The sequence below is a fragment of the Pseudomonas aylmerensis genome, from assembly GCF_001702265.1.
GTDB lineage: Bacteria > Pseudomonadota > Gammaproteobacteria > Pseudomonadales > Pseudomonadaceae > Aquipseudomonas > Aquipseudomonas aylmerensis.
Genome location: NZ_MAUE01000005.1, coordinates 265,187 through 286,114 on the forward strand (window position 1 = coordinate 265,187; position 20,928 = coordinate 286,114).

The 20,928-nt window shown below is 61.0% G+C and carries 17 protein-coding genes and 1 other RNA gene; 14 read left to right on the forward strand and 4 right to left on the reverse strand.

Annotation, left to right across the window (positions count from 1 at the left end; translation table 11 throughout):
• Window positions 1-141 precede the first annotated feature (141 nt).
• From BBG20_RS05060 to BBG20_RS05080, 5 genes are all read left to right on the forward strand, one after another.
• Entirely contained in the window at window positions 142-2,010 is a 1,869-nt protein-coding gene (locus tag BBG20_RS05060; RefSeq protein WP_065900783.1) for a DUF1302 domain-containing protein, read from the forward strand.
• Window positions 2,011-2,040: 30 nt separating this feature from the next.
• The gene (locus tag BBG20_RS05065; RefSeq protein ID WP_065900787.1) at window positions 2,041-3,405 is read left to right on the forward strand and encodes a DUF1329 domain-containing protein; all 1,365 of its coding nucleotides are present in this window, start codon (window positions 2,041-2,043) and stop codon (window positions 3,403-3,405) included.
• A 249-nt stretch (window positions 3,406-3,654) separates the two neighbouring features.
• Window positions 3,655-6,384: a LuxR C-terminal-related transcriptional regulator gene (locus BBG20_RS05070; RefSeq protein WP_065900790.1), complete on the forward strand. Its 2,730-nt coding sequence runs from the start codon at window positions 3,655-3,657 to the stop codon at window positions 6,382-6,384.
• Window positions 6,385-6,532: 148 nt separating this feature from the next.
• Complete coding sequence (locus BBG20_RS05075) at window positions 6,533-7,177, forward strand: MBL fold metallo-hydrolase (protein WP_065900793.1); 645 nt, start codon at window positions 6,533-6,535, stop codon at window positions 7,175-7,177.
• Window positions 7,178-7,411: 234 nt separating this feature from the next.
• Complete coding sequence (locus BBG20_RS05080) at window positions 7,412-8,185, forward strand: OmpA family protein (protein ID WP_065900796.1); 774 nt, start codon at window positions 7,412-7,414, stop codon at window positions 8,183-8,185.
• 68 nt (window positions 8,186-8,253) lie between these two features.
• Here BBG20_RS05080 and BBG20_RS05085 read toward each other — a convergent pair whose 3' ends face one another.
• The 4 genes from BBG20_RS05085 to BBG20_RS05100 all read right to left on the reverse strand — a co-directional run bounded on the left by BBG20_RS05085 (window position 8,254) and on the right by BBG20_RS05100 (window position 11,700).
• Entirely contained in the window at window positions 8,254-8,835 is a 582-nt protein-coding gene (locus tag BBG20_RS05085; protein ID WP_065900799.1) for a BON domain-containing protein, read from the reverse strand.
• Window positions 8,832-9,425, reverse strand: coding sequence for a phosphoheptose isomerase (locus BBG20_RS05090; protein ID WP_007972584.1), 594 nt, complete (start codon window positions 9,423-9,425; stop codon window positions 8,832-8,834). The genes BBG20_RS05085 and BBG20_RS05090 overlap by 4 nt, the downstream gene beginning before the upstream one ends.
• 92 nt (window positions 9,426-9,517) lie before the next feature.
• Window positions 9,518-9,889 carry a YraN family protein gene (locus BBG20_RS05095; RefSeq protein WP_065900802.1) on the reverse strand — a complete coding sequence of 124 codons (372 nt, stop codon included), beginning with the start codon at window positions 9,887-9,889 and terminating at the stop codon, window positions 9,518-9,520.
• On the reverse strand, window positions 9,889-11,700 hold the full coding sequence (locus BBG20_RS05100) for a penicillin-binding protein activator (protein WP_065900804.1): 1,812 nt from the start codon (window positions 11,698-11,700) through the stop codon (window positions 9,889-9,891). The genes BBG20_RS05095 and BBG20_RS05100 overlap by 1 nt, the downstream gene beginning before the upstream one ends.
• 209 nt (window positions 11,701-11,909) lie before the next feature.
• Between BBG20_RS05100 and rsmI the strand changes: the two genes are divergently transcribed.
• From rsmI to mraY, 9 genes are all read left to right on the forward strand, one after another.
• Window positions 11,910-12,782 (forward strand): 16S rRNA (cytidine(1402)-2'-O)-methyltransferase, encoded by an 873-nt coding sequence (gene rsmI / locus BBG20_RS05105; RefSeq protein ID WP_065900806.1) that lies wholly within the window; start codon window positions 11,910-11,912, stop codon window positions 12,780-12,782.
• A 95-nt stretch (window positions 12,783-12,877) separates the two neighbouring features.
• An RNA gene (gene rnpB / locus BBG20_RS05110) (RNase P RNA component class A) lies at window positions 12,878-13,231 on the forward strand.
• Between the two features lie 354 nt (window positions 13,232-13,585).
• Window positions 13,586-14,041 carry a division/cell wall cluster transcriptional repressor MraZ gene (mraZ, locus tag BBG20_RS05115; protein ID WP_003171868.1) on the forward strand — a complete coding sequence of 152 codons (456 nt, stop codon included), beginning with the start codon at window positions 13,586-13,588 and terminating at the stop codon, window positions 14,039-14,041.
• Complete coding sequence (gene rsmH / locus BBG20_RS05120; RefSeq protein ID WP_065900808.1) at window positions 14,038-14,985, forward strand: 16S rRNA (cytosine(1402)-N(4))-methyltransferase RsmH; 948 nt, start codon at window positions 14,038-14,040, stop codon at window positions 14,983-14,985. The genes mraZ and rsmH overlap by 4 nt, the downstream gene beginning before the upstream one ends.
• Complete coding sequence (gene ftsL, locus BBG20_RS05125; RefSeq protein WP_003188663.1) at window positions 14,982-15,275, forward strand: cell division protein FtsL; 294 nt, start codon at window positions 14,982-14,984, stop codon at window positions 15,273-15,275. The genes rsmH and ftsL overlap by 4 nt, the downstream gene beginning before the upstream one ends.
• Window positions 15,275-17,017: a peptidoglycan D,D-transpeptidase FtsI family protein gene (locus tag BBG20_RS05130; protein ID WP_168167055.1), complete on the forward strand. Its 1,743-nt coding sequence runs from the start codon at window positions 15,275-15,277 to the stop codon at window positions 17,015-17,017. Before ftsL ends, BBG20_RS05130 begins: the two co-directional genes overlap by 1 nt.
• On the forward strand, window positions 17,017-18,480 hold the full coding sequence (locus BBG20_RS05135) for a UDP-N-acetylmuramoyl-L-alanyl-D-glutamate--2,6-diaminopimelate ligase (RefSeq protein ID WP_065900812.1): 1,464 nt from the start codon (window positions 17,017-17,019) through the stop codon (window positions 18,478-18,480). Before BBG20_RS05130 ends, BBG20_RS05135 begins: the two co-directional genes overlap by 1 nt.
• Entirely contained in the window at window positions 18,473-19,843 is a 1,371-nt protein-coding gene (locus tag BBG20_RS05140; RefSeq protein WP_065900815.1) for a UDP-N-acetylmuramoyl-tripeptide--D-alanyl-D-alanine ligase, read from the forward strand. Before BBG20_RS05135 ends, BBG20_RS05140 begins: the two co-directional genes overlap by 8 nt.
• On the forward strand, window positions 19,843-20,925 hold the full coding sequence (mraY, locus tag BBG20_RS05145; protein WP_003171875.1) for a phospho-N-acetylmuramoyl-pentapeptide-transferase: 1,083 nt from the start codon (window positions 19,843-19,845) through the stop codon (window positions 20,923-20,925). The genes BBG20_RS05140 and mraY overlap by 1 nt, the downstream gene beginning before the upstream one ends.
• Window positions 20,926-20,928 lie beyond the last annotated feature (3 nt).

Below are 20,928 nucleotides of genomic sequence, written 5' to 3' on the forward strand. Positions count from 1 at the left end.
TCCAGAGTTTTTCACGGATGTTCCGCTTCGGGCCATGGGGGCCCGGTTGCCGAGCGGCATTGGAATCGTTGTATTCCGGCCGTTACACGCATCACAGAAAGAACTCACTGCCATAACAATAATGCACATGGAGTAGCGTCGATGACCTCAGTAAACCAGTTCTGGCGCCGGGCGAAGTTGCCCCTGGCCGTCAGTCTCGCCTCTACGCTCGCCGGGCCCGCATTCGGCGTCAGTTTCAATATCGGTGAAATCGAAGGGAGTTTTGACTCGTCTCTTTCCGTGGGGGCCAGTTGGTCGACAGCCAAGCCCAACCAGGATCTCATTGGTGCCAACAATGGCGGCAATGGTCTGTCCCAGACATCCGATGACGGCCACTTGAACTTCAAGCGTGGTGAGACGTTCTCGAAAATTTTCAAGGGTATCCATGATCTGGAGCTGAAATACGGCGATACCGGCGTATTTGTGCGTGGCAAGTACTGGTATGACTTCGAACTCAAGGATGAAAGCCGCGAGTTCAAGGACATCAGCGACAACAACCGTAAAGAGGGTGCGAAATCCTCGGGTGGACAGATTCTCGACGCGTTCATCTACCACAACTACGCGATTGCCGATCAACCTGGCAGCGTGCGGTTCGGTAAGCAGGTAGTGAGCTGGGGCGAAAGTACTTTTATCGGTGGCGGCATCAACTCCATCAACCCGATCGATGTGTCTGCATTCCGTCGTCCGGGGGCTGAGGTCAAGGAAGGTTTGATTCCGGTCAACATGTTCTATGTGTCGCAGACACTGACCGATAACCTTTCGGCGGAGGCGTTCTATCAGTTGGAGTGGGACCAGACGGTTACCGACAACTGCGGTACGTTTTTCTCGCAGCCGGACATCGTTTCCGATGGCTGCAAGGACAACCTGCGCGTGCTGAACAGCCGTCGTACGTTGCCGGCAGCACTCAACCCAGGGTTGGCAGCTGCAGGTGTGGACGTCAACAACGAGGGCGTGCTGGTTCGTCGCGGTCCAGACCGCGATGCCCGTGACAGCGGACAGTTCGGGGTCGCGTTCCATTACAACTTCGAGCCGCTGGACACAGAGTTCGGCGCCTACTTTATGAATTATCACAGCCGTGCGCCGATTTTCAGTGCCCAGGGCGCACCGCAATCGGCCTATACCGGCCCTACACCTGGGCTGCCGCCACAATTGCGGCCCTTGGTTGTCGCGGGTAATTCCAACTACTTCATCGAGTACCCGGAAGATATCCGTCTGTATGGCTTGAGCTTCTCTACCACGCTTCCTACAGGTACTGCCTGGAGTGGTGAGTTGAGCTACCGCCCTAACGCGCCCGTACAGTTGAACTCTACGGACATCCTGTTCGCCGGCGTTAAACCTATTGGTGGGCCGGTACTGGGCAATGCTTCGTTGCTCAACGGCAGCCCGGGGCAGGACTTGCATGGCTATCGCCGCAAAGAGATCAGCCAGTTCCAAACAACGTTTACTCACTTCTTCGACCAAGTCATGGGTGCCAGCCGCTTGACGCTGGTAGGTGAAGTTGGCGTTACCCATGTAGGCGGGCTGGAGAGCAAGTCAGACGTACGTTACGGTCGCGACCCTGTCTTCGGTCCGGGTTCATTGCCTAACAATGCCTGTGCGGCATTGAACCTCTCGACTGCCCAAGGCGCCGGCCTGGGTAATGCCAACGGGCTGAACACCAACTGCAACAATGATGGTTTCACCACAGCCACTTCGTGGGGCTATCGCGGTCGGGCTATCTGGGAATACCCGGATGTCTTCGCGGGTGTGAACCTCAAACCGAACGTGGCATGGTCCCATGACGTCAAGGGCTACTCTCCTGGACCGGGCGCCAACTTTGAAGAAGGCCGCAAAGCCGTGAGCCTTGGCCTGGACGCCGAATACCAGAACACCTACACCGCCAGCCTCAACTACACCAACTTCTTCGGTGGCGATTTCACTACGGTGAATGACCGCGATTTTGTTGCGCTCAGCCTCGGCGTGAACTTCTAAGCACACTGTATTTTCAGGAAGAACCAGAACATGAAAATAACTAAAAGTCTGTTGCACGTGGGTGTGCTTGGGCTGTCGATCCTGGCGAGCAACGTCATGGCGGCGGTCTCGGCGGATGAAGCGGCCAAGCTGGGTACGACCCTGACGCCGATGGGGGCCGAGATGGCCGGTAACGCGGCAGGCACCATTCCGAAATGGACGCCATTGCCGACCAACGCCGGCGCTGTCGACGCGCGTGGTTTCCTGGCCAACCCTTACGCCAGCGAACAGCCGCAGTTCACCATCACCGCGGCGAACGTCGAGCAATACAAAGACAAGCTGGCGCCGGGCCAATACGCGATGTTCAAGCGTTATCCGGACACCTTCAAGATGCCGGTCTACCCGACTCATCGCGGCGCCACCGTGCCGGCTGATGTGTTCGCCGCCATCAAGAAGAACGCCACCACCACCAACCTGGTGTCCGGCGGCAACGGCCTGGAAAACTTCGAAACCGCGATTCCGTTCCCAATCCCGAAAAGCGGCGTGGAAGTCATCTGGAACCACATCACCCGCTATCGCGGCGGCAGCGTGACCCGCCTGGTGACCCAGGCCACGCCGCAAACCAACGGCTCGTTCAGCCTGGTGTACTTCAAAGACCAGTTCGTATTCCGCGACAAGATGAAGGATTTCGATCCGAAGAATCCGGGCAACGTGTTGTTCTACTTCAAGCAGCAAGTGACCGCGCCGGCACGTCTGGCCGGTGGTGTACTGCTGGTGCACGAGACCCTGGACCAGGTGAAGGAGCCGCGCTCGGCGTGGGTCTACAACGCTGGCCAGCGCCGTGTGCGCCGGGCGCCGCAAGTGTCCTATGACGGCCCGGGTACCGCCGCCGACGGCCTGCGTACCTCCGACAACCTCGACATGTACAACGGTGCGCCGGATCGCTACGACTGGAAACTGGAAGGCAAGAAGGAAATCTACATCGCCTCCAACAGCTACAAGATCGACGATCCGAAGCTCAAGTACGCCGACATCATCAAGGCCGGCCACATCAACCAGGACCTGGCACGCTACGAGCTGCGCCGCGTGTGGCACGTGGTTGCGACCCTGAAGGAAGGCCAGCGCCACATCTATGCCAAGCGTGACTTCTTCATCGACGAAGACACCTGGCAAGCCGCGGTCATCGATCACTACGACGGTCGTGGCCAACTGTGGCGCGTCGCCGAAGCGCATGCCGAGAACTACTACGACAAGCAAGTGCCGTGGTACGCCCTGGAAACCCTCTACGACCTGCAGTCCGGCCGCTACCTGGCCCTGGGCATGAAGAACGAAGAGAAGCAGGCCTATGACTTCGGTTTCACCGCCACCACCAGCGACTTCACCCCCGCAGCCCTGCGCCAGGATGGTGTTCGCTAAGCCCGCAATCCCTCGATAGGTAAGCCGGCCCCGTGTAGGAGCTGGCTTGCCAGCGATAGCATCCCCTCGGTGCAACTGACAGACCGAGGCGCCTGCATCGCCGGCAAGCCAGCTCCTGCTTTTTGTGGTGAGATTTTTTGTCGCAGTTCTTTTCAGTCATTTGTTGCAAAGATCTACAAACCTGCCGCTTTTACCGCTAGTCTGCGGACATCTGCAATGCCGACAACAGCCTTCTACAAGAGCCCGGCGATGACTGATCTGTCCCGAATCCAAGGGCCTGCCAGCGCGGTAATCCCGACCCTGGAAGGTCGTTTCTACAGGCCACCGCTGCCTGACGGCTACGTGCTGCGACCGCGTTTGTGCGAACGCCTGGCTGCTGGGCTGGAAGGTCGCCTGCTCTTGGTCAGCGCGCCGGCGGGGTTCGGCAAGAGTTCGTTGGCGGTGGAGTTCTGCCAGGGCTTGCCTGCTCATTGGCAAAGCCTGTGGTTGGGCCTGAGCCCGCGCGACAATGACCCCGGGCGTTTCCTCGAGCGCCTGCTCGATGGCTTGCAGCAATTCTTCCCGCAACTTGGCGGCCAATCCCTGGGCCTGCTGAAGATGCGCCAGCGTCACCAGCCTTTCGCCTTTGAAGAGTGGCTCGATGGCCTGCTCGATGAACTGACCGTACACCTGTCCAGCCGTGCACCGCTGTTGCTGGTGCTGGATGACTACCATCTGGCCCAGGGCCCGGTGCTCGACCGCTGCCTGCAATTTTTCCTCAATCATTTGCCTGATGGGCTGGTGGTGCTGGTCACCAGTCGCCAGCGGCCGGATTGGCATTTGGCGCGCCTGCGCCTGTCGCGGCACTTGCTCGAGTTGCATGAACAGGACTTGCGCCTGACCCATGCCGAATCCCTGGCCGTGCTGGACCACCACAGCAGTTCATTGCGCGGCGAGGCCCTCGACAACCTGATCCGCCGCAGCGAGGGCTGGGTTGCCGGCCTGCGTTTCTGGTTGCTGGCTGCGTCCGAAGCCGGCAGTGAAGGCGCCTTGCCGCAAAGCCTGCATGGCGGTGAAGGGCTGATTCGCGATTACCTGTTGGAGGAGGTGATCGACTGCCTGCCGGCCGACGTGCAGGCGTTCCTGTTCGACACCGCCCCCCAGGAGCGCTTTTGCAGCGAGCTGTGCGACGCGGTGCGCGAAGCCCACGACAGCGCTGAAATCCTGCGGTACCTGCAATCCCACCAGGTGTTCCTGGTGCCGCTGGATGAGCAGGGCCATTGGTTCCGGTATCACCATCTGTTCTCCGACCTGCTGCGCACTCGCCGTGCCAGCAGCAATGTGTTGCCTGCCGCCAGCCTGCACCTGCGTGCCTGCCGTTGGTTCAACGCCCAGGGCTTGATCGACGAGGCGGTGGAGCAGGCGCTGCGCGCCGGGCATCTGGACGTGGCCGCCAACCTGGTGCAGAACCTGTCCGAGGAGCAGCTGTTGGCCGAGCAGAATGTCGGCATGCTGCTGCGCTGGAAAATGGACTTGCCCGACAGCCTGTTGATCAGTACGCCGCGCTTGATCGTGCTCTACAGCTGGGCCTTGGGCCTGGCCTGCCAGTTGGACGCGGCGGAAGAGTTGTCGAGCTACCTCAGTCGTTTCCTGCCGGCACCGTCGGCAACCGCGCAGAAATCGATGCTGGCCCAATGGCTGGCGCTGAGCGGGATCATCGCGCGTGGGCGGGGCGATCGCGAGCTGACCCAGCGTTATTGCAGCGAAGCCTTGGAAAGCCTGCCGCAACGCCGTTATGGCCAACGGCTGATGTGCCTGTCGACCCTTTCGAACCTGGCCATCGTCGACGCCGACCTGTGGCGCGCGCGCGGCTTGAATCGCGAGTCGCTGGAGCTGGCGCAGCGCGTCGGCAACCCGCTGTTCGAGGCGCTGGCGCATTACGACCGCGCGCGGGTACTGCAGGCGCGCGGTGAAATCCTGCGGTCTTTGGATGAAGTTCGCCAAGGCCTGCAGCGCCTGCACGGGCTGGCTCCACAGCGGCTTTATGCGGTGCGCGCGCGGTTATCGCTCTATGAAGGTTATCTGTTGCTGGTGCGGTTCGAGCCCGAGGCCGGCCTGGCTCGCCTGCGTGCCGGTCTCGCCGAGGCCCGTGCGTGCCGCGACATCAGTGTGCTGATCGGACATTGTGTGATCGCCAGTTTCGAAGGGCGCCGCGCGGATTTCCCCAAGGCCTTCGCCGAACTCGCCGAAGCCGAGCGCCTGATGCACATCTGGGACGTGCCGCCGATCTACTACCTGGCGATGATTACCCTGATCAAATGCGAACTCTGGCTGGCCCAGGGCCGCACCGACCTGGCTGACGCATGGCTGACGCGCCTGGGGCAAACCTACAACGGTGAACACGCCGCCGCGGCGCCGGAGTTTCATCCCCATTTGCCGCAACATATCGGGCTGCAACAGGCTGCACTGGATGCCACTCGCCATCAGCCCGAGGCGGCGCTGCAACGGCTTGAAGCGCTGGCGCAACAGGCCCACAACAGCGGGCGCCAGATGATTGCGCTGATGGCCCTGACCCAACAGGCGCAGTTGTTGCTCGAGAACGGCGACGAGGCCAAGGCTCGACCGATAGTGGCACAGGCGCTGGAGGCGGGCGCGGGCGGCGCGCTGCAACCGTTCCAGCGGCTGCTGGAAAACCACCCGGACTGGATGCGCGAGCAACTCGGAAAGGATCCCCACGGTTTGCTCAATCAGAGCCTCCTGGCCCGGTTGCCGGCGGTCATTGTGGTCGAGGCGTCACCCAACCACGAAACCTTGAGCGCCCGCGAGCTGGCGGTCCTGCAATTGATCGCCCAGGGCTGTTCGAACCAGGAAATCAGCAACCGATTGTTCATCTCCCTGCACACGGTCAAGACCCACGCGAGCCATATCAACAGCAAGCTTGGGGTAGAGCGGCGCACCCAGGCGGTGGCGCGGGCGCAGGAATTGAGGCTGATTGGGTAAAGAATCCAGCTTCCTGCCGACCGAGCCTGTCAGGGGGAGCAAGCGTTCTGTGGCGAGCGAGCTTGCTCGCGTTCGGCTGCGCCGCCGCGCCATTCTGTTTTAATAGTGCAATCAGAACATCACCTTGCACTTGCACCAGAGGCCCGCCATGAACACCCCCAAGCCGACACTCATCCGCGAAACCTTTCCCGTCGGCCCGTTGCAGTGCAACTGCACCATCATCGGCGATCCCGTCACTAAAAAGGCCATCGTGGTCGACCCGGGCGGCAATCACGAATTGATCCTGGCACGTCTCGATGCGCTGGGCCTGAAAGTGGTGAGCATCATCCACACTCACGCTCATCTCGATCACTTCCTGGCATCGGGCCAGTTGAAAGAGAAAACCGGCGCCACCCTGCATCTGCACAAGGAGGACCAATTCCTCTGGGACAACCTGGAAATGCAATGCCAGATGTTTGGTGTGCCCTACACCCCGGTGCCCGCGCCGGACCGCTGGCTGGCCGATGACGAAGAGCTGGCCTGCGGTTGCGGTGTGGCACTGCATACGCCGGGACACACGCCGGGGTCGATGAGTTTCTGGTTTGCGGAGGCCAAGCTGCTGATTGCCGGCGACACGCTGTTTCGGCGCGGAGTCGGCCGCACGGACTTGTGGGGCGGTGACCAGGCGACGATCGTGCGTTCGATCAAGCAGCGGCTCTACACACTCGACGAAGGTGCGACGGTGGTGACGGGGCATGGACCGGATACGCGCCTGGGGGATGAGATGCGCGAGAACCCGTTTGTAAGGGCGTGAAGGACTAATCCCAAGGGCAGGGCTGACCTTTAGCGGGCAAACGTTGTAGCAAAAAACACAGGTCGCATTCAGGAACCGTCTGCTACGGTTTCTGTAGCGGCGATGGTGGCCAATGTTTTGTTACAGGCCCGCACGTGGTCGCGGAATTTTTACCGTCTGTCGTGTTCCAAACTCGGCACAGGTCCATTGCCAATGTCCTTTGCACCACAGAATGCAAAAGTAGGAGCTCCCCTCATGTTCACTTCGCGTCGTCTGCTTGTTGTCGCTACTGTCGTAGCCCTGTTATCCGGCTGCGCTTCACCTAATCCTTATGACGGCAGCAGCCAGGGACAGGCGAGTAATGAATCCGGCGGTATCAGCAAGACCGCCAAGTACGGTGGCCTGGGCGCCCTGGCAGGCGCATTGGCAGGTGCGGCCATCGACCATAACAACCGTGGCAAGGGCGCACTGATCGGTGGCGCCATCGCTGGTATCGGCGCTGCAGGCTACGGCTACTACGCCGACCAGCAGGAAAAGAAACTGCGCGAGAGCATGGCCAACACCGGGGTTGAAGTTCAGCGCCAGGGTGACCAGATCAAGCTGATCATGCCGGGCAACATCACCTTCGCCACCAACTCGGATGCGATCTCCAGCAGCTTTTACCAGCCGCTGAATAACCTGGCCAACTCGCTCAAGCAGTTCAACCAGAACACCATTCAGATCGTCGGCTACACCGACAGCACTGGCAGCCGCCAACTGAACATGGATCTGTCCCAGCGTCGTGCGCAGAGCGTGGCCAACTACCTGACCTCGCAAGGCGTCAGCCCGACCAACCTGAGTGCCCGCGGTGCCGGCCCGGATAACCCGATTGCCAGCAACGCTGACGTCAACGGTCGTGCCCAGAACCGTCGCGTCGAAGTGAACCTCGGCCCGATCCCTGGCCAGCAATACGGTCAGCCAGGTGCCCAGCAACAAGCGCCGCAGCAGAACAACCAGTTCCAGGGCAACCCGTACTCGCAGTACCAGTAAACTTTCGCCAATAAAAAGGGCGCCGTGCAGTCAATGCACGGCGCCCTTTTTTGTGGCTGTCGGTTACATCAGTCGATGTACTCGAACACCTTCACGATTTTTTGCACGCCGGACACGCCTTGCACCAGGTTGGCTGCGCGAGTGGCTTCGGCCTGGGTCAGCAGGCCCATCAGGTAGACGATACCGTTGTCGGTGACGACCTTGATGCGCGAACCGGGGATCGCATTGTCGGTGAGCATCTGCGCCTTGATCTTGGTGGTCAGCAGGGCGTCATTGCTGATGGCCAGCAGGGTGATCGGTTCCATGACCTGCAATTCGTTGTGGACCTTCTTGACCCGCTGCACGGCCGACGCCGCTTGTTCGGCCTGGGCCTTGAGGTCGGCGCGCGGGGTCTGGCCAGCGAGCAGCACCACACCGTTGAAGCTGGTGACGACGATGCGCGAGGCGCCGTTGCCCAGGTCCGTGGCGGCCTTGGCGACGTTCACTTCGACCTTGGTTTCGATCAGCGAGTCATCAATCTTGCTGCCGAAGGTGCGGGTACCCTTGTCATCCTGAATGGGGGTGTCTCGTGTCGCGGTGATGGCCGTGCTGCAACCGCTGATGCCGAGGCACAGCGCAATAGCCAATAGGCTGAGACGTTTAACGGTCATTCTTCACTCCCGAACAGTTGGCTGTCGATCAGATCGCACAGGCAGTGGATCGCCAGCAGGTGGACTTCCTGAATACGTGCGGTGACATTGGCCGGGACGCGAATTTCCACGTCTTCAGGCAGCAACAGCGAGGCCATGCCGCCGCCATCGCGTCCGGTCAATGCTACGACAATCATTTCGCGATCATGTGCGGCCTGGATCGCTTGAATAATATTCGCCGAGTTGCCGCTGGTGGAAATCGCCAGCAGCACATCGCCCGGTTGGCCCAGGGCGCGGATCTGCTTGGAGAAGATTTCGTTGTAGCTGTAGTCGTTGGCGATCGAAGTAATCGTCGACGAGTCGGTCGTCAGGGCGATGGCCGGCAGGCTCGGGCGTTCACGCTCGAAGCGGTTGAGCAGTTCGGACGAGAAATGCTGGGCATCGCCGGCTGAACCGCCATTGCCGCACGAAAGCATTTTGCCCTCGTTGAGCAAGGCGTTGACCATGACCTGACTGGCTTGCTCGATGTGCGGTGCAAGTACTTCCATCGCCTGTTGCTTGGTGTCGATGCTGGCCTGGAAAAGCTGGCGAATTCGGGATTGCATGTCCATCTGTGTGACCTTAAGTAGCGCGGCTGTTTGGCACAGGAATGTGCAGCCCGCAAAGCAAAGAGCAAAAGTGTGTGGTGAAGATGTCCGGTGAATCAGCTGTCGAAGGCACTCTTGAGCCATCTCAGATCAGCAGAACCCGACGGTGTGCTTTCTATGGCAACCACATCGAAACGGCAGGGGGAATCGGCCCAGCGATGCTCTTTCTGCAGGAAAAACTGCGCGGCGAGTATCAGCTTCTGACGCTTGCGCCCGTCAATACTGGCGAGCGCGCCACCCCATTGTGCGTGTTTTCTGTAGCGGACTTCGACGAATACTACTGTATCGCCGTCAAGCATGACCAGATCAAGCTCGCCGCGTTTACATAACCAGTTCTGCGCCAGAAGGCGCAGACCCTGTTGTTGCAGATGTTTCAGAGCTTGAAGTTCGGCATCCTTGCCGCTTTGCGCGCGGGACCGCTCGGGCATCAGCGCGGGGTGTCCGGCAGGCGTTGGATATCGCCACCGACGAACTTGGCCCACGGCATCTGGCGGTCAACGCGCTGGTTGGCGTTGATGCCCAGGCTGCCCGAAAGGCCGTCAACGCGGGTATCCGGGAGCGCCTTGAGCTGACCCAGGCGCGGCGCCAGGCGGTAGGCATCGACACCCATCGCATACAGGCGGCCGAGGCTGCCATTGGCTTGTGGCCATTGCGCGGCAACCTGGTTGCGCAGTGGGTCGGTGGTGTTCAGCAGCCAAGGGGTTTCGCAGAACATCACGTTGGTCATGTCCAGGTACTGGTTCTTGTCACCGCTGGCGCTGAACACGTGGGAGGTCGCGTACACCGGCACGTCACCGGCATATTGGAAGTTCAGGGTCGGCTTGATCTGCTGGGCCAGTTGCGGGGTCACAGCCAGGAAGATGAACTCGATGTCCTGGCGACGCGACGGCTGTGCCGCTACGTCGGTGCCCACTGTGCTTTGCAGGCTCTTGGCGCGGCCTTCGCTTTTACGCAGCTGGAACAAGTCGGCAATTTGCTGGGCGAGGGCGACAGGCTGGTCGACATACTCGACACCGACGACGGTGCCGCCGTTGGCTTCCCAATCCTGGCGGAAGGCCTTGTAGACACGCTCGCCCCATTCGCCACGCGGCACCATGGCGGCAGCGCGATGCAGGCCGTCGGCGCGGGCGCGGCGCGACACTTCGCGAGCTTCGTCTTCAGCCGCGAGGCCGAACTGGAACAGCTGCGCCGGGCTCTGATCGGTCTCGCTGTAGTTCAGCGCCAGGGTAGTGATCGGCAATTGCGGGCGTGCGCTCAGCTGTTTGACCAGTGGTTTCTCCAGCGGGCCGACCACCAGTTGCACGCCGGCAGCTTGGGCCTTGGCGTAGAAGTCGTCGAGGGAAGTGAGGCGCGAGCTGTCATAGAACTCGATGACAGGCGGCTTCTGCCCGGCTTGTTCAGCCTGGTAGTGCGCGGCCATGAAACCTTCACGCAACGCCTTGCCGACACCGGCCAGCGGGCCGTCCTGTGGCAGCAGCAGGGCGATCTTGTTCAAGGGCTGGCTGGCCAGCTCCTTGAGCTTGGTCAGCGGCGTCGGCAGCTGCACGGCCGCCGGGTGACCCGGGTTCTGCGCGCGCCAGGTGTCGATGGCTGCTTGCTGCTGTTCCAACGTACCGGCGCCCTTGACCGACTGGGCCAGGGTGATCCAGCCATCGAGCACCGGGTTGCCGCTGGCTTGCAGCTGTTCGGCCGGCAGTGCGGCGATCAACGTCCAGATGGCTTCATGGTTGCTGCGGGCGGCGTCGCCGGTCAGCAGCGGGGCCATGGCCACGCGTTCGCGGGCGGCGGCCAACGTCTGGCCATCGGCTTCATAAGCGCGGGCATGCACGCTGCCGGTGCGGATCTGCTGTTCGGCCGGCAGGTCCTTCAGGCTTTGCAGGCTTGGATGGTTCAGGGCGGTCAACGCCGCCTTGGGCTGGTTGCGAGCCATCGCCAGCTCAGCGGCCAGGGTGCTGGCAAAGACTTGCGCCGCTGGCTTGAGGACGTCCAGTGGCACCTGCGCAAGGATCTGCGCCGAGCGGCCAGGATTGTTCTGCTTATAGGCCATGTCAGCCGCACTCAGGCGCAGTAATGCGGCCTTTTCTGGCGTCTTGGCGGTAGTGGCCTGTTCGAGCAGTTGCTCGATACTGGCGTCCGGGGTCCGTGGAAGGTCGCCAAGGCTGGACGAGGGCGAGCTGGCGCAAGCGGCCAGCAAGGCAGCGAGGCAGAGGGCGGAGAGCAGCCGCAGGCAAGCGATCATGTAAGTGTTCCTGATACCGATCAAATTAGCGTGGAATTGTACCCAAGCACTGGCCCAGGCGCGATGTTACTGGCGTGAAACCGTCGATTTAGGTGGTGCAAATGTTGCTGTCGGGCGTCGACGGCTGAAAAGGCATCGGCCTTGATGGCATTTTTTCAAAGCGCCTACGCGCTACAATATGGCTTTTGCCAACCATCGAGGTGTGCGTTTTGACTGCTCCAGGTCCTTTGAATTCCACTGCAGGCTCGCTTTTTGTCGTGGCGACGCCCATTGGCAACCTGGACGACATCAGTGCCCGGGCGCTGAAAGTGTTGCGCGAGGTTAAATTGATCGCGGCCGAAGACACGCGGCACTCCCAGCGCTTGATGCAGCATTTTGGTATCAGCACGCCATTGGCCGCCTGCCACGAGCACAACGAGCGGGAGGAAGGCAGCCGTTTTATCGTGCGTTTGCTGGCCGGCGACGATGTGGCACTGATCTCCGATGCGGGCACACCGCTGATTTCCGACCCGGGCTATCACTTGGTCCGCCAGGCGCGGGCCGCTGGTATCAATGTAGTGCCTGTTCCGGGAGCGTGCGCGCTGATCGCTGCATTATCCGCGGCAGGATTGCCGTCGGACCGCTTTATTTTCGAGGGTTTCCTGCCCGCCAAGGCGGTGGGGCGGCGTGCGCGTCTTCAGGCCTTGAAGGAAGAGCCGCGCACCCTGATCTTCTACGAAGCCCCTCATCGGATTCTCGAATGCCTGCAGGACATGGAGCTGGTGTTCGGCGGCGAGCGCCTGGCGCTGCTTGCCCGTGAGCTGACCAAGACCTTCGAAACCCTCAAGGGGCTGCCGCTTGAAGAGCTGCGCGCCTTTGTCGAGGGTGACAGTAACCAGCAGCGCGGCGAGTGCGTGGTGTTGGTGGCAGGTTGGACTGCGCCGGAAGCGGACGACGCCGTGGGCAGTGAGGCGACGCGCATCCTCGATTTGTTGCTCAAGGAAATGCCACTCAAGCGCGCGGCAGCCCTGGCAGCGGAAATTACCGGGGTGCGCAAGAACCTGTTGTATCAAGTTGCGCTGGATAAACAGAAAACCGAATAGTTCCGCAGCTAATCCTGTATTCCGTCTGAACGTGATGGCAATGCTGCACTTTAATACTTGTCCTCAAGCCGCCGTGCCGTTAACCTGCGCGGCGGAGAGTCGATTGGACAGTCGCTGCCCTCTATGAAAATTAGGGGGGGGAGGAAAGTCCGGGCTCCATAGGGCGAAGTGCCAGGTAATGCCTGGGAGGCGTGAGCCTACGGAAAGTGCCACAGAAAATAACCGCCTAAGCACTTCGGTGCCGGTAAGGGTGAAAAGGTGCGGTAAGAGCGCACCGCACGTCTGGCAACAGTTCGTGGCTAGGTAAACCCCACTTGGAGCAAGACCAAATAGGGTCCCAAGGCGTGGCCCGCGCTGGGACCGGGTAGGTTGCTAAAGATGTCCAGTGATGGCCATCGTAGACGAATGACTGTTCAAGACAGAACCCGGCTTACAGATCGACTCTCCACCTTTTTCCTTTTGTCCGAATCTCGGGCAGAAACCCGGTAATAACGCAAGAATCCCTCCCTGCCGAATCATTGGCAGATGCATCTTCGTAATACCAAAAAAATCTTACTCTTAATAAATCACTTTAACTTTAAGCCATAGCTCTTTGAGCTAACTGCGCTTGCTGGGCCCAAAACATCGCCGAACTCTGGTTTCTCCTCCTTTTACGCTCCTAAATCTCCGTTCTGTAAGGCTTTTCCTTGAATCCGCGCCTTGACGGTGTGGTAGGCGCATTCCTATAGTGTGCGCAAGTGGCGGAAAGTGGCACAAAGTGGGTTTTTTGAACGTAAAACGCTAAAATTTGGAGAAACGCATCTGTGTTTCGCGGAGCTAACGCTATCAGTCTCGATGCAAAAGGCCGTCTCGCCATGCCGAGCCGGTATCGTGACGAGCTCATTTCGCGAAGTTCCGGACAGTTAATCATCACCATCGATGCCGTTGACCCTTGTTTGTGCGTTTACCCCCTCGATGAGTGGGAGTTGATTGAAACCAAGTTGCGCGCCTTGCCTTCATTGCGTGAAGAAAACCGCCGTCTGCAGCGATTGCTGATTGGTAATGCCGTCGACCTCGAACTCGATGGCAGTGGTCGTTTCCTGGTGCCCCCGCGTTTGCGCGAGTACGCCAAGCTCGATAAGCGCGCAATGCTGGTCGGCCAACTGAACAAGTTCCAATTGTGGGACGAAGATGCCTGGGATGCTGTTTCTGCAGCTGACCTGGCTGCTATTCAACAACCGGGCGCGATGCCTGATGAACTGCGTGATTTGATCCTGTGACTATTGATAGCGGCTTTAACCACATCACCGTACTGCTTGACGAAGCCGTTGAGGCTCTCGCCGTACGCGCGGATGGCTGCTATCTGGATGGCACCTTCGGCAGGGGCGGGCATAGCCGCTTGATACTCAGCCAGCTCGGATCTGACGGTAAGCTCCTCGGGTTCGACAAAGACCCTCAAGCGATTGCCACCGGGCAAGCGCTAGCGGCCGAAGACGGCCGCTTTGTCGTTGTGCAGCGCAGCTTTGCCGAGCTGGGTGCCGAAGTGGCCGAGCGCGGCATGGCGGGCAAGGTGGCCGGGGTTTTGCTCGACCTGGGCGTGTCCTCGCCACAGCTTGACGACCCGGAGCGCGGTTTCAGTTTCATGAACGACGGTCCGCTCGACATGCGCATGGACCCCACCCGTGGTGTCAGTGCCGCACAGTTCATCGCCACTGCACCGGTGGAAGAAATCGCCCGTGTGTTCAAGGAATACGGTGAAGAACGCTTCGCCGGTCGCATGGCGCGTGCCGTGGTCGAGCGCCGCGAAATCCAGCCATTTGAGCGCACTGCCGATCTGGCCGAGGTGCTGAAAGTCGCCAACCCTGCGTGGGAAAAGGGCAAGAACCCGGCAACTCGCGCGTTCCAGGGCCTGCGCATTCACGTCAACAACGAATTGGGCGACCTGGAGGCTGGCCTCGAGGCTGCCCTCGAGGCGCTGGAAGTGGGCGGTCGCCTGGTGGTGATCAGCTTCCACTCCCTGGAAGACCGCATCGTCAAACTGTTCATGCGTCGCCTGGTCAAGGGCGAGTCCGATAACCTGCCGCGCAACCTGCCGGTACGTTTCGAAGCCTTTGTGCCGAAAATCAAAATCCATGGCAAAGCGCAGTTCGCTTCCGAAGCCGAACTCAAGGCCAACCCGCGTGCCCGCAGTGCCGTCATGCGTGTTGCGGAGAAGTTGCGGTGAGCAAGCTTTTCGCCAAGCCCCTCCCGGGCGGCAGCTTCTTTATGTTGCTGCTGTTTGTCGGTGTGCTGGTGTCCGCGATTGCGGTGTCTTACAGCGCCCACTGGAACCGCCAGTTGCTCAACACCCTCTACGGGGAGTTGAGCGTGCGCGATAAGGCCCAGGCGGAATGGGGTCGGTTGATCCTGGAACAAAGCACCTGGACCGCCCACAGCCGTATCGAAGTGCTGGCCACCGAACAGCTGAAGATGCACATCCCGGGCGCGGCCGAAGTTCGGATGGTGGCGCCATGATGAAACTCGAAGGCGCACTCTACCCTTGGCGCTTCCGCCTGGTGCTCGGCTTGCTGGCACTGATGGTGGGGGCGATCGCCTGGCGGATCATCGACCTGCAAGTGGTCGATCGCGACTTCCTGATCGGCCAGGGCGATGCCCGCAGCCTGCGTCATATTCCTATTCCTGCACACCGCGGCCTGATCACCGACCGTAACGGCGAGCCGCTGGCCGTAAGTACGCCGGTGACGACCCTGTGGGCCAACGCCAAAGAGCTGCAGGTGGCCAAGGACCGCTGGCCGGCACTCGCCGTCGCCCTCGGCCAGGACCCGAAAGCCTTGGCTGAACGCCTGGAGGCCCAGGCCAACAAAGAATTCATCTACCTGGTTCGCGGCCTGACTCCCGAGCAGGGCCAACAGGTGCTCGACCTTAAAGTCCCCGGTGTATATGGCATCGAGGAATTCCGTCGTTTCTACCCGGCCGGTGAAACCACCGCGCATATGGTGGGCTTCACCGATATCGATGACCACGGCCGCGAAGGCGTGGAACTGGCCTACGATGAATGGCTGGCCGGGGTTCCCGGCAAACGACAAGTCATCAAGGATCGGCGCGGCAGACTGATCAAGGATGTCCAGGTCACCAAAAACGCCAAGGCCGGTAAGCCCTTGGCGTTGTCCATTGACCTGCGCCTGCAATACCTGGCCAACCGCGAGCTGCGTAACGCGATCATCGAGAACGGCGCCAAGGCCGGCAGCCTGGTGATCATGGACGTGAAGACCGGCGAGATCCTGGCCATGGTCAACCAGCCGACCTACAACCCGAACAACCGTCGCAACCTGCAACCGGCGATGATGCGTAACCGCGCCATGATCGACGTGTTCGAGCCGGGTTCGACCATGAAAGCCATCTCCATGAGTGCTGCCCTGGAAACCGGGCGCTGGAAACCCAGCGACAAGGTCGAGGTGTATCCGGGTACCTTGCAGTTGGGCAAATACACCATTCGTGACGTATCCCGTACCGAAGGTCCGGTGCTGGATTTGACAGGTATCCTGATCAACTCCAGTAACGTGGGCATGAGTAAGGTCGCCTTCGATATCGGCGGCGAGACCATCTACCACCTGGCACAGAAAATCGGTCTCGGCCAGCCTACCGGCCTGGACTTCCCAGGCGAGCGTGTCGGCAACCTGCCCAACTACCGCGACTGGAAAAAGGCCGAGACGGCCACGCTTTCCTATGGCTATGGCCTGTCGGTGACAGCGATTCAGTTGGCGCACGCTTTCTCTGTATTGGCCAACAACGGCCGCATGGTTCCGCTGAGCCTGATCCATGTCGACGAGGCACCGAAAGCTACCCAGGTGATCCCGGAAAACGTCGCCAAGACCATGCAAGGCATGCTGCAACAAGTGATCGAAGCACCGCGCGGTGTGTTCCGTGCGCAGGTGCCGGCGTATCACGTGGCCGGCAAGTCGGGTACCGCGCGTAAGACCTCGGTGGGCACCAAGGGCTACGCCGAAAACTCCTACCGTTCGTTGTTCGCAGGCTTCGGCCCGATGAGCGATCCACGCTACGCCATCGTCGTGGTCATCGATGAACCGAGTAAAGCCGGTTACTTCGGTGGCCTGGTCTCGGCACCGGTGTTCAGCAAAGTGATGTCCGGCACCCTGCGCCTGATGAACATCACGCCGGACAATCTGCCGCCGACCCAACAAGCGAACGCCGGACCACCGGCCGCTGCCGCAAAAGCCAATGGAGGGCGCGGCTGATGTCTCTTAGCCTGAACAAGATTTTTGCCCATGCCGGTCGCGATCTGTTGATCCGCGAGCTGAGCCTGGACAGCCGTAATGTGCGCGCCGGTGACCTGTTCCTGGCGGTGCCTGGCGGCAAGTACGATGGTCGTGCGCATATCGCCGATGCCCTGCAGCGCGGCGCGGCTGCCGTGGCCTATGAAGTCGAAGGCGCCACCGTGCTGCCGATCACTGACGTGCCGTTGATTCCGGTCAAAGGCCTGGCTGCGCAGCTGTCGGACATTGCAGGGCGCTTTTATGGTGACCCGAGCCGTCACTTGAACCTGGTCGGCGTGACCGGCACCAATGGCAAGACCAGCGTGACCCAGCTTGTCGCGCAAGCGCTGGACCTGTTGGGCCAGCATTGCGGCATCGTCGGCACGCTGGGCACCGGTTTCTACGGCGCGCTGCAAAGCGGCCTGCACACCACGCCGAACCCGATTGCCGTGCAAGCGACCCTGGCCGACCTGAAGAAGGCCGGTGCCAAGGCGGTTGCCATGGAGGTTTCGTCCCATGGGCTGCACCAGGGGCGTGTTGCCGCGTTGGCCTTCGATGTGGCGGTGATGACCAACCTGTCCCGCGATCACTTGGACTACCACGGCACCATGCAAGCCTACGCCGCCGAGAAGGCCAAGCTGTTTGCCTGGAATGACCTTAAGTGCCGGGTAGTGAACCTGGACGACGAATTCGGTCGGCAGTTGGCGGCTGAAGACCGTGAGTCGCGCCTGATCAGCTATAGCCTGGAAGATGCCAGCGCCTACCTGTATTGCCGCGACGCCCAGTTCAATGACGAAGGCGTGCGCGCCACGCTGGTGACGCCACAAGGCGAACACCATCTGCGCAGCAGCCTGCTCGGTCGGTTCAACTTGAGCAACGTCCTCGCCGCCGTCGGCGCGTTGCTCGGCCTGGATTACGCGCTGGACGAAATCCTGCGCGTGCTGCCGAAGCTGGAAGGTCCGGTCGGCCGCATGCAGCGCCTGGGTGGCGGCAAGCAGCCGTTGGTGGTGGTCGACTACGCGCACACGCCGGATGCCCTGGAAAAAGTCCTGGTGGCCCTGCGTCCGCACGCCAAGGGCAAATTGCTCTGCCTGTTCGGCTGTGGCGGTGATCGCGATCGCGGCAAGCGTCCGTTGATGGCCGAGATCGTCGAGTGCCTGGCCGATGGCGTGCTGGTCACCGACGACAATCCGCGCAGCGAAGACCCGAGCCAGATTTTCGACGATATCCGCGTTGGTTTCAAAGATCCGTCCAAGGCCGCCTTCGTTGCCGGTCGCGGCGCAGCCATTGCCCAATTGATCGCCAGCGCCAGCGCTGATGACGTGGTGGTGCTGGCCGGTAAAGGTCACGAGGACTATCAGGAAATCAACGGCGAACGCCATGCCTTCTCCGATCTGGTCGAGGCTGATCACGCCTTGACGGCCTGGGAGGTCGCCCATGCTTAAGGCGATGAAATTCAGCGAACTGATCCAGGCCTTGTCGGCCCGAGTACTGTCGAGCGATTGCAGCTTCGACGGCGTCAGTATCGACAGCCGCAACATCAAGCCGGGGCAACTGTTTGTCGCCTTGGCCGGCCCGCGCTTCGACGGCCACGACTACCTGAATGACGTCGCCGCCAAAGGCGCCGTGGGTGCCTTGGTGCAGCGCGAAGTGGCGGACTCGACACTCCCGCAGTTGCTGGTTGCCGATACGCGCCTGGCCTTGGGTCAATTGGGCGCGCTGAACCGTGCCGCATTCACCCAGCCTGTGGCGGCCGTCACCGGCTCCAGCGGCAAGACCACGGTCAAGGAGCTGCTCGCCGGCATCCTGCGCACGCGCGGACCGGTGCTCGCCACCCGTGGCAACCTCAACAATGATTTTGGCGCACCGCTGACCCTGCTCGAACTGGCCCCGGACCACACTGCGGCGGTGATCGAGCTGGGCGCATCGCGCGTCGGCGAAATCGCCTACACCGTGGCGCTGACCAAGCCCCACGTGGCAATCATCAGCAACGCCGGTACCGCCCATGTCGGCGAGTTCGGCGGCCCGGAAAAAATCGTCGAAGCCAAGGGTGAAATCCTCGAAGGCCTCGATGCCTCCGGGACGGCGGTATTGAACCTGGACGACAAGGCCTTCGACACCTGGCGTGTACGCGCCGCCGGTCGCAAGGTCCTGACGTTTTCCGTGCTCAACGCCGCGGCGGATTTCCACGCTTCCAACATCAGCGTCGATGCCCGTGGTTGCCCGTCCTTCACCTTGCATACCCCGCAAGGCAGCGAGCACGTGCAACTGAATCTGCTCGGCAACCATAACGTCGCCAACGCCTTGGCGGCTGCCGCTGCAGCATCCGCCCTGGGCGTGTCGTTGTTCGGTATTGCCACCGGGCTGGGTGCCGTGCAGCCGGTCAAGGGCCGCACTGTCGCGCAGCTGGCAAACAATGGCATGCGCGTGATTGATGACACCTACAACGCCAACCCGTCCTCCATCAATGCCGCTGTCGACCTGCTCAAAGGCTTTGTCGGGCGCAAGGTGCTGGTGCTGGGCGATATCGGTGAGCTGGGCGACTGGGCGGAGCAAGGCCATCGCGAAGTCGGCGCGTATGCCGCCGGCAAAGTCGACGCCCTCTACGCCGTGGGGCCAAACATGGCACACGCCGTCAATGCCTTCGGGCCCGGTGCGCGGCATTTCGCGACCCAGGCCGAGTTGATCCAGGCGCTGGGTGCCGCTGAACAAGACAAACACACAACCATTTTGATCAAGGGATCGCGCAGCGCGGTGATGGAAAACGTCGTCGCGGCCTTGTGTGGCTCAAGTACGGAGAAACATTAATGCTGCTGCTGCTGGCTGAGTATCTGCAACAGTTCCACAAAGGCTTCGCGGTCTTTCAGTACCTGACCCTGCGCGGGATCCTGGGTGTGCTGACTGCGCTGTCTTTGTCGCTGTTTCTGGGGCCGTGGATGATCCGCACCCTGCAGAACCTGCAAATTGGTCAATCGGTTCGCAATGACGGCCCGCAGTCGCACCTGTCCAAATCCGGCACCCCGACCATGGGCGGCGCGTTGATCCTGTCGTCCATCGGTATCAGCACCTTGCTGTGGGCCGACCTGCACAACCGCTACGTCTGGGTGGTGCTGCTGGTGACCCTGCTGTTCGGCGCCATCGGCTGGGTCGACGACTACCGCAAAGTCATCGAGAAAAACTCCAAGGGGCTGCCTAGCCGCTGGAAGTATTTCTGGCAGTCGGTGTTCGGTCTTGCCGCAGCGATCTTCCTCTACACCACGGCGCCAAGCGCAGTCGAAACCACCTTGATCATCCCGATGCTCAAGGACGCCAGCATTCCACTGGGCATCGGCTTCGTGGTGCTGACCTACTTCGTGATCGTCGGCTCCAGCAACGCGGTCAACCTCACCGACGGCCTCGACGGCCTGGCGATCATGCCAACGGTGATGGTCGGCGGTGCACTCGGCATCTTCTGCTACCTGTCGGGCAACGTGAAATTCGCCGAATACCTGCTGATCCCGTACGTACCGGGCGCGGGTGAGCTGATCGTGTTCTGCGGCGCACTGATCGGTGCGGGCCTGGGGTTCCTGTGGTTCAACACCTACCCCGCACAAGTCTTCATGGGCGACGTCGGCGCACTGGCGCTGGGCGCGGCCCTGGGCACCATCGCGGTGATCGTTCGCCAGGAAATCGTGCTGTTCATCATGGGCGGTGTGTTCGTGATGGAAACCCTGTCGGTGGTCATCCAGGTGGCCTCCTTCAAATTGACCGGGCGCCGCGTGTTCCGCATGGCGCCGATTCACCACCACTTTGAACTCAAGGGCTGGCCCGAGCCACGCGTGATTGTCCGCTTCTGGATCATCACCGTGATTCTGGTACTGGTCGGCCTTGCCACCCTGAAACTGAGGTAGAAA

Coding starts and splice junctions, on each gene's coding strand:
- BBG20_RS05060 (WP_065900783.1), top strand. CDS start 142: ATGACCTCAGTAAACCAGTTCTGGCGCCGGGCGAAGTTGCCCCTGGCC.
- BBG20_RS05065 (WP_065900787.1), top strand. CDS start 2,041: ATGAAAATAACTAAAAGTCTGTTGCACGTGGGTGTGCTTGGGCTGTCG.
- BBG20_RS05070 (WP_065900790.1), top strand. CDS start 3,655: ATGACTGATCTGTCCCGAATCCAAGGGCCTGCCAGCGCGGTAATCCCG.
- BBG20_RS05075 (WP_065900793.1), top strand. CDS start 6,533: ATGAACACCCCCAAGCCGACACTCATCCGCGAAACCTTTCCCGTCGGC.
- BBG20_RS05080 (WP_065900796.1), top strand. CDS start 7,412: ATGTTCACTTCGCGTCGTCTGCTTGTTGTCGCTACTGTCGTAGCCCTG.
- BBG20_RS05085 (WP_065900799.1), bottom strand. CDS start 8,835: ATGACCGTTAAACGTCTCAGCCTATTGGCTATTGCGCTGTGCCTCGGC.
- BBG20_RS05090 (WP_007972584.1), bottom strand. CDS start 9,425: ATGGACATGCAATCCCGAATTCGCCAGCTTTTCCAGGCCAGCATCGAC.
- BBG20_RS05095 (WP_065900802.1), bottom strand. CDS start 9,889: ATGCCCGAGCGGTCCCGCGCGCAAAGCGGCAAGGATGCCGAACTTCAA.
- BBG20_RS05100 (WP_065900804.1), bottom strand. CDS start 11,700: ATGATCGCTTGCCTGCGGCTGCTCTCCGCCCTCTGCCTCGCTGCCTTG.
- BBG20_RS05130 (WP_168167055.1), top strand. CDS start 15,275: ATGAAACTCGAAGGCGCACTCTACCCTTGGCGCTTCCGCCTGGTGCTC.
- BBG20_RS05135 (WP_065900812.1), top strand. CDS start 17,017: ATGTCTCTTAGCCTGAACAAGATTTTTGCCCATGCCGGTCGCGATCTG.
- BBG20_RS05140 (WP_065900815.1), top strand. CDS start 18,473: ATGCTTAAGGCGATGAAATTCAGCGAACTGATCCAGGCCTTGTCGGCC.
- mraY (WP_003171875.1), top strand. CDS start 19,843: ATGCTGCTGCTGCTGGCTGAGTATCTGCAACAGTTCCACAAAGGCTTC.